Genomic DNA, 10,205 nt, shown 5'->3' with positions numbered 1-10,205 from the left:
GCCTCGGCGGCCCCGTCGAACCATGAACGCCCAATCCTCATGACTTGAGCGCAGGCCGTTCATCCTTCGACAGGCTCAGGACGAACGGGTAGCCGGAAATCAGCCCCCCGGTCCCGCCTCCCCCAGCGAAATCCCGATATCCCTGGCCATCACCAGCAGACTGTGATCCAGCGCGATGGTGCGTTGAACGTTGGCCACTGCCGAGATTTCAACGCTGGTGATCTCGCCGCCCTGCAGCGTGACCATGCGGCCGAACTGCCCGCGTATCACCAGCTGCGCCGCGTGGTGGCCAAAGCGCGTGGCCAGCACGCGGTCGAACGGCGTGGGGTCGCCGCCGCGCTGCACATGGCCCAGCACCGTGGTGCGCACTTCGCTCTTGAGATGCGGCTGCAGCCGCTCGCGCAGCACATGGCCTACGCCGCCCAGGCGCACCGGGTCGGGGCTGTGGGCCACGCGTTCGCGCACGGTCTGGCTGGCGCCGCTTTCCTTGGCGCCTTCGCCTATGCAGATGATGGTGTAGCGCTGGCGCTCCTCGCGCGCGCGGCAGACATCGATCACGGCCTGCAGGTCATAGTCGATTTCGGGCAGCAGGATGATGTCGGCCGCGCCCGCGATGCCGGATTCCAGCGCCAGCCAGCCCGCGTGCCGGCCCATGGTCTCGACGATCATCACGCGGTGGTGGCTCATCGCCGTGCTCTCTATGCGCCGCAGGCCTTCGGTCACGGTGGCCACGGCGGTGTCGAAGCCGAAGCTGCGTTCGCAGTTGGCGATGTCGTTGTCTATGGTCTTGGGCACGCCCACGCAGCGCAGGCCGACTTTCTCCAGCCCGTGGGCCAGGCTCATCGTGCCGTCGCCGCCAATCGCCACGACCACGTCCAGGCCCAGCGCCTGGATGTTCCTGCCGGTCTGCTCCAGCGTCGCGGCGTCGCGCAGCGGGTTGGCGCTGTTGCTGGTGCCAAGAATGGTGCCGCCCTGGTGCAGGATGCCCGAGACCTCGTCCCAGGCCAGCGGCTTGACGCGCGGGTTCTCGCCCATCAGGCCTTCGAAGCCGTCGGCAATGCCCAGCACTTCGGCATTGCCGTGGTGTATCAGCGATTTGGTGACCGCACGGATGACGGCATTGAGGCCGGGGCAGTCGCCGCCGCCAGTAAGGATGGCTACGCGCATATCAGAAGGCTTTCTCATGGAACGTGTTGGATGGGGAGTGCTGCATTCTGCGCCAGTCCGGGACAGGCCTTGGTGCGGGAGCGCGCTACATCGCCCAGATTCGCGGAGCGATGGCCGGCATCTCCCAGAAGTGCGCGCGCCACAGCCGCCATACCTGCTGCCACAGCTGCATCACGGGCTCGACCATGGGCGCAAGCGCGCGCAGCACGATCACCTGGTCGTGCGGGCTGGTCACGCCGCAGCGCGGCGCGAGCGCATGGCTTTCGATCAGCGCGCGCGTCATCTCCAGCGCGGCTTCGCGGCGCTCGCGCGCGATCGCGCTGCCGGTGACGAAGAACATCGAGCCCAGGCAGCGCTGGCCGGCCAGGCCCAGCGGGCCGTCCATCAGCAGCGCATCGCCCGCGGCCAGCGTGCCATGTTCCAGCCATTGGCCGGGCAGCTCCAGGTGCTGGGTGTAGCGGCCGGTGACAAACGGCAGTCCCGCATGCGGCAGGCCCAGCGCAGTGATGTCCCAGCCTATCAGTTCGGCCCCGGGTGCAAGCTGCAGCTGCAGCCGGTTGTGGCCATCGCAGCCGCTGTAGGCAATGGTTTCCAGCGGCAGCCATTCCAGGCGCGCGCCTGCGTCCAGCGTCAGGCGCGTGTCCTGCAGCGCGGGCGCGCCATTGGTGCGGTAAAAGCGCGTCGCGCCCGGCGTGGTGAGCAGCGCATGGGCGCCGCTGGCGACGCGCGCGCGGATGTCGAGGGTGTCGCCGCTGACCAGGCCACTGGGCGGGTGCACCAGCACGTTGTGGCAGACCGCATCGCCTTCGGGGTAGAGGCTGCGCAGCACGCGCAGCGGGCCGTTGTGGCGGTGGTGCACCACGCTGCGGCCGTGCGAGACGGCATAGTCGAGTTCAAGTTGCGCAAGCCAGGGCATGGGGAAATCCAAACAGATCCAGATGATGCCCGATGACAAGCAAGAAGCGCGCCCTGCGCCCTGTTGTGGTGCTAGTTGCCCCAGTAGCCCGCGTGCGGTTCGAGCGCCTCTTCGGTCAGGAGGGGCCCGATGCAGGCAATGGGCTGGGGCGCGAGCGCCAGCAGTTCGGCCGCGGCCATGCTGCTGCGAAAGCTGTCGATGCGCTGGCCGCACAGCTGGCGCAGATGGTCGTTGGCCAGGCCGAACACCACGCGCCGTATGCCGCTGCACAGGATGGCGCCGGCGCACATCATGCAGGGCTCGGCCGAGGCATAGAGCGTCGCCTGGGCCAGGCTTTCAAGCTGCGCCGGCGTGCGCAGCTGGCGCAGCGCATTGATTTCGGCATGGCCCGTGCAGTCGCCGCTTTCGCTGATGTTGCAATAGGCCTCGGCCAGCAACTGGCCGTCTGCCGCGACGATCACCGCGCCAAACGGCCGGTTGCCGCGCGCGCGCGCCGTCGCCGCCCATTGGAATGCCAGCCGCAGCAAGTCCTCGTCCCTGGCCTGTGGTGCAAGTGAAGGTTGCGGCGGGTGTGGGGCAGGCAGGGTCAAGGCATGTCTCCGTTAGGGGCGGCATGGAATGGCGGCGCTCGTGCGTATGCTCAGTGGTTGTTCGAGCCGCGGTGGGCCCAGGCGGTGGTGCGCTTCTCGACCCAGCTGAACAGTTCGTACATCGCCATCGCCATCGCGCCGACGACCAGCAGGCCGGCAAACGCCAGGCCCATCTGCATCGACGAGCCCGCCGAGATCAGCAGATAGCCAATGCCTTCGTTGGCGGCCGTCATTTCCGAGACCGTGGTGCCGACGAAGGCCAGCGTGATCGCGACCTTGAGCGAGCCGTAGAAGTAGGGCAGCGAGCGCGGCAGGCCGACCTTGGTCAGCACGTCCCAGCGCTTGGCGCCGAGCACGCGCAGCACGTCCTCGAGTTCGGGCTCCAGCGTGGCCAGTCCGGTGGCGATGTTGACCATGATGGGGAAAAAGCTGATCAGGAACGCCGTGAGGATCGCCGGGCCCGCGCCAATGCCGAACCAGACCACCAGGATAGGCACGAACGCCGCCTTGGGCAGGGCGTTGAACGCCGTCATCAGCGGGTACAGCGCGGCATAGGCCAGGCGCGAGCTGCCGATCAGAAAGCCCAGCAGCACGCCGACGACGATGGCCAGGCCGAAGCCGGCCATGGTCACCCAGTAGGTGCGCCAGGCATGCATGGCGATCACGCCGCTGAATTCGACGAACTGCGTGAGGATCAGCCAGGGGCTGGGGAAGATGAATTCGGAAACCTGGAAGGCCGAGCAGATGACCTGCCACAGGATGACGATGGCCAGCATCAGCAGCCAGGGGGACCAGCGTTCGACGCGCGGAGAGATTTTCATGGTGTGACTTTCTTGCGGCGTCTCAAACGCTGGCGGTGGTGCTGGGCGCGCTGTGGCGCAGCGCGCCGATGTGGCCGCGCAGCTCGTGCACGATGTCGCTGAATTCCTTGGTATAGGTCAGCTCGAGGTCGCGCGGGCGCGGCAGCTCGATCTCGCGCTTGACGACGAAGCGCCCCGGGCTCTTGCTCATCACATAGACCGTGTCGGCGAGGAACACCGATTCGCGCAGGTCGTGCGTCACCAGGATCACATTGAATTTCTGCTCGGTCCACAGATCGCGCAGAATGCACCACAGCTCCTCGCGCGTGAACGCGTCGAGCGCGCCGAACGGCTCGTCGAGCAGCAGCAGCTTGGGCTCGTGGATCAGCGCGCGGCAGATGCTGGCGCGCTGCTGCATGCCGCCCGACAGCTGCCAGGGGAACTTGTCTTCGTAGCCGGCCAGACCGACTTTCTGCAGCAGGCGGCGCGCGCGTTCCTCGTACTCGGCGCGGCGCGCCTTGAACTGGCTGCGGTGGGGCTCGACGATTTCCAGCGGCAGCAGCACGTTCTCGACCGTGGTGCGCCAGGGCAGCAGCGACGGCGCCTGAAACGCCATGCCCGAGATCTTCAGCGGCCCGGTCACGGGCTGGCCGTCGATCAGGATGCGGCCAATCGAGGGCATGCGCAGGCCCGTCGCCAGCTTCATGAAGGTGGACTTGCCGCAGCCCGAAGGCCCGACGATGGCAATGAATTCGCCTTGCTGCAGCTGCAGGTCGATGGCTTCGACGGCGAAATGGTTCTGCGCGCGCAGCTCTTCGTTGTAGGCGAGCCAGACATTGCGGAAGTCGACAAAAGGAGGTGCGGAGTCCGTCATGCGGTTCTTTTCTTTGGAGGGATGTCAGCCCGCGGGCATCATTTCTTGGGCAGCACGTCGAGCGCGGCGGCCGGGGGCAGGAAGCTGCCGTTCCAGACGGCGTTGGCCGGCACCGGGTTCTTGGTGCCATAGGCCTTGGCCACCTGTTCGGCCATCAGCTGCAGCCGCGGCAGGCGCAGCTGGCCGAAGCCTTCCTCGCGCGCGCCCGGGCCGTCAATGGCGGTTTCAATGGTCAGCTGCAGGCGCTTGATCTCGACGTCGGTGTTGACCAGGCCGTCCTTGGCCTTGAGCGAGGCGATTGCCGCCGCGGGCTGGGCAATGACTTCCCTGGCGCCCTTGGCAAACGCCGCCAGGAAGGCCTTGAGCGCTTCGGGTTTCTCGGCGATCAGCTTGGGGCTGGCGATGATCACGTTGCCGTAGAGCTTCACGCCGTGGCTTGCATAGGGCAGCACGACGATGTCCTCGCGCTTGACGCCGCGCGCCTCGAGGTTGAGCAGGCTGGTGAAGGTGTAGCCCGTGACTGCATCGACATCGCCGCGCACCAGCATGGTCTCGCGCAGCGGCGGGTCCATGGTGGTCCACTGCACTTCGCCCACGTTGTTGGCCTGGGCAAACAGCGGGAAGGTGCGCCGTCCGGCGTCGAAGATGGGCGCGCCCAGCTTCTTGCCCGTGAGGTCGGCCGCTGTCTTGATGCCGCTTTTCTTCAGCGCCATCACCGAGGCCGGCGTGGTGTTGTAGATCACCATCACGGCCACGGGCTTGATCGGCGCGTCGGGGTTGTTGGCGTGGAATTCCATCAGCGCCGACAGATCGGCAAAGCCCAGGTCATGCGTGCCCGAGGCCACGCGCTGGATCGCACCCGCGCCGCTGGCCGCCTCCACCGTCACGTCCAGGCCGTTGTCCTTGTAGTAGCCCTTGGCGCCCGGATGCACGAAGAATGCGGCCGGGCCTTCGAAGCGCCAGTCGAGCTGGAATTTCAGCGGCGTGGGCGCTGCGGCAATGCTCCAGGCGGAGGCGGTCAGGGTTGCGACGGCAACGGCGGTCTGGAGGAATGAGCGTTTGTTCACTGGAAGTTCCTGGTGAGGTGGGGCGGCGCGCTGCACTTACTTGCGCGGCAGGATGTCGAGGGCCGCTGCCGTGGGCAGGAAGCTGCCGTTCCAGACCGTGGCCGTGGGAACGCGCTGCTTGGTCGCGTAGACGTCCGAGACCTGCGAGGCCATCAGCGCCATGCGCGAAGCGTTGATCTGGCCGAAGCCTTCGGCGCGCGCGTCGGGGCTGTTGACGACGGTGTCGATCGCCAGTTGCAGGCGGCGCGTTTCCAGCGGCACGTTGACGATGCCGTCACGCGCCTTGACGGCGGCAATCGCGTCGGCGGGCTTGGCGATCACTTCCTTGGCGCCCTTGGTGAAGCCGCGCAGGAACTTGCGCACGGCTTCGGGGTTCTCCTGGATCAGCTTGCTGCTGGCGATGATCACGTTGCCGTACATCTTCACGCCGTAGTCGGCGTACTGCAGCACCACCACGTCCTGGGGCTTGACGCCGCGCGCCTCGAGGTTGAGCAGCGAAGTGAAGGTGAAGCCCGTGATCGCGTCGATGTCACCGCGCACCAGCATGGTTTCGCGCAGCGGCGGGTCCATCGACGTCCAGGCGACGTTGCCGACCTTGTTGGCGGCGGCGAAGATCGGGAAGGCCTTGCGCCCGGCATCGAACACCGGCGCGCCGAGCTTCTTGCCCGAGAGGTCCGCGGCCGTCTTGATGCCGCTTTTCTTGAGCGCCATCACCGACGACGGCGTGTTGTTGTAGACCACCATCACGGCCACGGGCTTGTTGGGCGCGTCGGGGTTGTTCGCGTGGAATTCCATCACTGCGGCGAGATCGGCAAAGCCCATGTCATAGGTGCCCGAAGCCACGCGCTGCACCGCTCCGCCCGAACCGCTGCCCGCATCGACCTGCACGTCCAGGCCTTCGGCCTTGAAGTGGCCCTTGGCCACCGGCTGCAGGAAGAACGCCGCCGGGCCCTCGAAGCGCCAGTCGAGCTGGAACTTGATCGGCGTGTCGGCCGCATGCGCGGCAGCGCACGTCAGGGCGAGGGCGGCCGCGCTGGCCTTCAGGAAGAAACGCTTTTGCATGGTGGTCCTTGAAACGAATAAGGCAAGTAACCATGACAGCGCAAAAACAATGCCAGCTTGCAAAGGCTCCTGAGTGGCGTTGCGGCGGCGTGACCGCACCGATGCGGTGCGGCAGAATTTGCATACAGTGCGTGCATACACTCCAGGCCGCGACTTTGTGCGCCGAGTTGGTGCGTATTTGCTGGGCGGTTGTCTTGCCGCCGGGCCGCCCCAAGGCAAGACGGCCCCCTTGGGGGGCAGCGCAGCTACGCGCAGCGAGCCAGCGTGGGGGCCATTGCGGCATGCTTATTGCGAAAATTCCTTGATTCCCCGTGCTGGCACCGCAGCGCTTGCCCCCGACATTCCCCAAGGCCCGTTATGACCGAAATCGATTTCACCCAGATAGACAGCTATGCCCGCTACAAGCTGATGGCCAGTTTGATCGTGCCGCGTCCCATCGCGCTGATCACCACGCTGGCCGAAGATGGCACCGTCAACGCCGCGCCGTTCAGCATGTTCAACATGGTGGGCGAGGACCCGCCCATCGTCATGGTGAGCATCAACAAGCTCAGCGACGGCCACCTCAAGGACACCGCGGCGCACATACTGCGCACGCGCGAATTCGTGGTGCATATCGCCGACGAAGCGATTGCCGAAGCCATGCACCGCTGTGGTGACCGGCTGCCGGTCACGCAGAGCGAATTGGTGCATGTGGGCCTGAGCTCAGTGCCTTCGCACAGCGTGCAGCCGCCGCGCATCGCCGAAGCGCCCGTGGCCTTCGAGTGCCGGCTGCACGAAGTGATGGAAACCGAAAGCCGTTATGTGTTCATAGGCCGCGTGGTCTGGCTCGCGGTGCGCGACGGCCTGGTCGACACCGAGAAGTGGCGCGTGTCCCTGCAGGACTACTTTCCCGTGGGGCGTTTCGGCGCGAGCTTCTATGTGACCTGCCGCGACCGCTTTGCGATCACCGGCGATGCCGCCCAGGTGGCGCAGGCCAGCACGGCAATCGACGAGATCTAGCAACCCCGTCCGTCCTGAGTTGATCGAAGGGTGAACGTCCAGAACTCGGGTTCGAGCGGGTGGCCGTTCATGGTTCGAGGGGGCCGCCGAGGCGCTCCCACCATGAACACTGTCCCCGTTCGCCCTGAGCTTGTCGAAGGGTGAACGTCCAGATCTCCAGTTTGAGGGCCGGTCGCGTCGAAGGGTGAACGCCCCGGCATTCAGCTCCAGGGAAAGCCCCGGCGCAAAAAAAAAGCACGCCCGAAGGCGTGCATTTTTCATTCCAGACCCTGCACTCGCAGGGTGCCGGCTCAGGCGCGCAGTGCCTGTGCCTGCGCGGCGGCCAATGCGGTCATGTTGACCACACGGCGCACGGTGCTCGAAGGCGTGAGCACATGCGCGGCGGCCGCGCTGCCCAGCAGCATGGGGCCAATGGTCGTGCCATGGGCGGCCGTGGTCTTGAGCACGTTGAACAGGATGTTCGCCGCGTCGAGGTTGGGGCAGATCAGCACGTTGGCTTCACCGTCGAGCGAGCTTTCCAGCAGCGCGCGGGCGCGCACTTCGGGCGACAGCGCGGCATCGCCGTGCATTTCGCCGTCGCACTCGATGTGCGGAACGTTCTGGGAGAACAGCTCGCGCGCGGCGCGCATCTTCAGCGCCGAGGGGCGGGTCGACGAGCCGTAGTTCGAGTGCGACAGGAACGCGACCTTGGGCGGCAGGCCGAAGCGCGCGACTTCCTCGGCCGCCATCTGGGCAATGCTGGCCAGCAGTTCGGCGTCCGGGTTGTCGTTGATGTAGGTGTCGGCAATGAACAGCGTGCGGCTTTCCAGCATCAGCGCGTTCACGGTGGCGAAACCGGGCGCGCCGTCCTTCAGGCCCAGCACCTTCTCGATGTGCTCGAGGTGGCTGTCGAAGCGGCCGACCAGGCCGCAGAGCATGGCGTCGGCATCGCCCAGATGCACCATCAGCGCGGCGATCAGGGTGTTGGAGCGGCGCACCGCAACCTTGGCGTTCTCGGGGGTCACGCCGTTGCGGCCCATCAGCTTGTGATAGGTCTCCCAGTACTGACGGAAACGCGGGTCGTCTTCGGGGTCGCAGATTTCGACATCCTTGCCCGGCTGCAGGCGCAGGCCGGCCTTGGCGATGCGCGTGGCGATCACCGCGGGGCGGCCGATCAGGATGGGCTTGGCCAGGCCGTCGTCGACCGCGACCTGCACCGCGCGCAGCACGCGCTCGTCTTCGCCTTCGGCGTAGGCCACGCGCTGCAGGTTCTGCTTGGCCGCGGCAAACACCGGGCGCATGAACATGCTGGTCGAGTAGACGAAGCGCGTGAGGCTTTCGCGGTAGGCGTCGTAGTCGGCGATCGGGCGCGTGGCGACACCCGAAGCTTCGGCAGCGCGCGCCACGGCGGGCGCGATGCGCAGGATCAGGCGCACGTCGAACGGCGTGGGAATCAGGTAATCAGGGCCGAACGACAGTTCCTTGCCCTGGTAGGCCGCGGCGACTTCGTCGCTCATCTCGGCCTTGGCCAGGTTGGCAATTTCGCGCACGCAGGCGAGCTTCATTTCCTCGGTGATCTTGGTGGCGCCGCAATCGAGCGCGCCGCGGAAGATGTAGGGGAAGCACAGCACGTTGTTCACCTGGTTCGGGTAGTCCGAACGGCCGGTGGCGATGATGCAGTCGGGGCGAATGGCCTTGGCCAGTTCGGGGCGGATCTCCGGCTCGGGATTGGCCAGCGCCAGGATGATCGGCTTGTCGGCCATGGTCTTGACCATTTCGGCCGTGAGCACGCCGGGAGCCGAGCAGCCGAGGAACACGTCGGCGGCATTGACCGCGTCGGCCAGCGTGCGGCCTTCGGTCTTTTGCGCGTACTGTGCCTTGGACGCGTCGAAGCCGCCGGGGCGGCCTTCATAGATCAGTCCCTTGGAGTCGCACATGAACACGTTTTCACGCTTCACGCCCAGGCCCACCATCACGTTGACGCAGGCGATTGCCGCGGCACCCGCGCCCGAGACGGCGATCTTGACCTTGTCGATGTCCTTGCCCACGAGTTCCAGGCCGTTGAGCAGCGCGGCGCTGGAGATGATGGCCGTGCCGTGCTGGTCGTCATGGAACACCGGAATGTTCATGCGCTTGGACAGCTCCTGCTCGATGTAGAAGCACTCGGGGGCCTTGATGTCCTCGAGGTTGATGCCGCCCAGCGTGGGCTCGAGCGCGGCAATGATGTCGATCAGCTTGTCCGGATCGCGTTCGGCGAGTTCGATGTCAAACACATCGACGCCGGCGAACTTCTTGAACAGGCAGCCCTTGCCTTCCATGACCGGCTTGCTCGCCAGCGGGCCGATGTCGCCCAGGCCCAGCACGGCCGTGCCGTTGGTGATCACGCCCACGAGGTTGCCGCGCGCGGTGTATTCGGCGGCCAGCGAAGGGTCGGCCTCGATGTCGAGGCAGGGATAGGCGACGCCGGGCGAGTAGGCCAGCGACAGGTCGCGCTGGTTGGACAGCGGCTTGGTCGGAGTGACCGAAATCTTGCCCTTGTTGGGGCTGCGGTGGTATTCGCGCGCAGCATCGCGCAGGGCTTGCTCGGCGGTGGACAGGTTCTGGGTCATACGAAAATTCTCGACAACAAATGGCTTACTGCTAGCTTACCTGATGGCAGCACGGGTCATGGCCTCGATGACCATGTCCCGCTGGCAGGGAAAACAAATCCCCCGAGCCTCGCGGCAGGGGGGAGGAGGGCCGGCGGTAGCC

9 protein-coding genes are annotated in these 10,205 nt (G+C 66.3%); 1 reads left to right on the top strand and 8 read right to left on the bottom strand.

Going from position 1 to position 10,205, the window contains the following annotated elements; all coding sequences use genetic code 11:
• Window positions 1-99: 99 nt before the first annotated feature.
• The 7 genes from RR928_RS07775 to RR928_RS07745 form a co-directional block, all read right to left on the bottom strand.
• Window positions 100-1,167, bottom strand: coding sequence for a 6-phosphofructokinase (locus RR928_RS07775; protein ID WP_332535907.1), 1,068 nt, complete (start codon window positions 1,165-1,167; stop codon window positions 100-102).
• Window positions 1,168-1,252: 85 nt separating this feature from the next.
• A complete protein-coding gene (locus tag RR928_RS07770) occupies window positions 1,253-2,083 on the bottom strand; it encodes an urease accessory protein UreD (protein WP_332682043.1) in 831 nt (276 codons plus the stop codon).
• 71 nt (window positions 2,084-2,154) lie between these two features.
• Entirely contained in the window at window positions 2,155-2,673 is a 519-nt protein-coding gene (locus tag RR928_RS07765; protein WP_332535830.1) for a nucleoside deaminase, read from the bottom strand.
• A 50-nt stretch (window positions 2,674-2,723) separates the two neighbouring features.
• Window positions 2,724-3,494, bottom strand: coding sequence for an ABC transporter permease (locus RR928_RS07760; protein WP_332535832.1), 771 nt, complete (start codon window positions 3,492-3,494; stop codon window positions 2,724-2,726).
• 22 nt (window positions 3,495-3,516) lie between these two features.
• Window positions 3,517-4,347, bottom strand: coding sequence for an ABC transporter ATP-binding protein (locus RR928_RS07755; protein WP_332535834.1), 831 nt, complete (start codon window positions 4,345-4,347; stop codon window positions 3,517-3,519).
• Window positions 4,348-4,385: 38 nt separating this feature from the next.
• Window positions 4,386-5,414, bottom strand: coding sequence for an ABC transporter substrate-binding protein (locus RR928_RS07750; RefSeq protein WP_332535835.1), 1,029 nt, complete (start codon window positions 5,412-5,414; stop codon window positions 4,386-4,388).
• Window positions 5,415-5,450: 36 nt separating this feature from the next.
• Window positions 5,451-6,476 (bottom strand): ABC transporter substrate-binding protein, encoded by a 1,026-nt coding sequence (locus RR928_RS07745; RefSeq protein ID WP_332535836.1) that lies wholly within the window; start codon window positions 6,474-6,476, stop codon window positions 5,451-5,453.
• Between the two features lie 357 nt (window positions 6,477-6,833).
• On the opposite strand from RR928_RS07745, the gene RR928_RS07740 reads away from it, so the two are divergent.
• A complete protein-coding gene (locus RR928_RS07740; protein ID WP_332535838.1) occupies window positions 6,834-7,475 on the top strand; it encodes a flavin reductase family protein in 642 nt (213 codons plus the stop codon).
• Between the two features lie 290 nt (window positions 7,476-7,765).
• Here RR928_RS07740 and RR928_RS07735 read toward each other — a convergent pair whose 3' ends face one another.
• A complete protein-coding gene (locus RR928_RS07735) occupies window positions 7,766-10,063 on the bottom strand; it encodes an NADP-dependent malic enzyme (RefSeq protein ID WP_332535840.1) in 2,298 nt (765 codons plus the stop codon).
• Between the last annotated feature and the right edge of the window lie 142 nt (window positions 10,064-10,205).

Origin of the sequence: Comamonas sp. (assembly GCF_036666375.1) — a bacterium.
GTDB lineage: Bacteria > Pseudomonadota > Gammaproteobacteria > Burkholderiales > Burkholderiaceae_C > Comamonas.
The sequence above is the reverse complement of the archived record's forward strand: the minus strand, read 5'-3'. Positions and strand labels throughout refer to the sequence as shown.

What these genes read in the sequence shown, in the direction of transcription:
- RR928_RS07775 (WP_332535907.1), bottom strand. Translation starts at nt 1,167, where the DNA reads ATGCGCGTAGCCATCCTTACTGGCGGCGGCGACTGCCCCGGCCTCAAT.
- RR928_RS07770 (WP_332682043.1), bottom strand. Translation starts at nt 2,083, where the DNA reads ATGCCCTGGCTTGCGCAACTTGAACTCGACTATGCCGTCTCGCACGGC.
- RR928_RS07760 (WP_332535832.1), bottom strand. Translation starts at nt 3,494, where the DNA reads ATGAAAATCTCTCCGCGCGTCGAACGCTGGTCCCCCTGGCTGCTGATG.
- RR928_RS07755 (WP_332535834.1), bottom strand. Translation starts at nt 4,347, where the DNA reads ATGACGGACTCCGCACCTCCTTTTGTCGACTTCCGCAATGTCTGGCTC.
- RR928_RS07745 (WP_332535836.1), bottom strand. Translation starts at nt 6,476, where the DNA reads ATGCAAAAGCGTTTCTTCCTGAAGGCCAGCGCGGCCGCCCTCGCCCTG.
- RR928_RS07740 (WP_332535838.1), top strand. Translation starts at nt 6,834, where the DNA reads ATGACCGAAATCGATTTCACCCAGATAGACAGCTATGCCCGCTACAAG.
- RR928_RS07735 (WP_332535840.1), bottom strand. Translation starts at nt 10,063, where the DNA reads ATGACCCAGAACCTGTCCACCGCCGAGCAAGCCCTGCGCGATGCTGCG.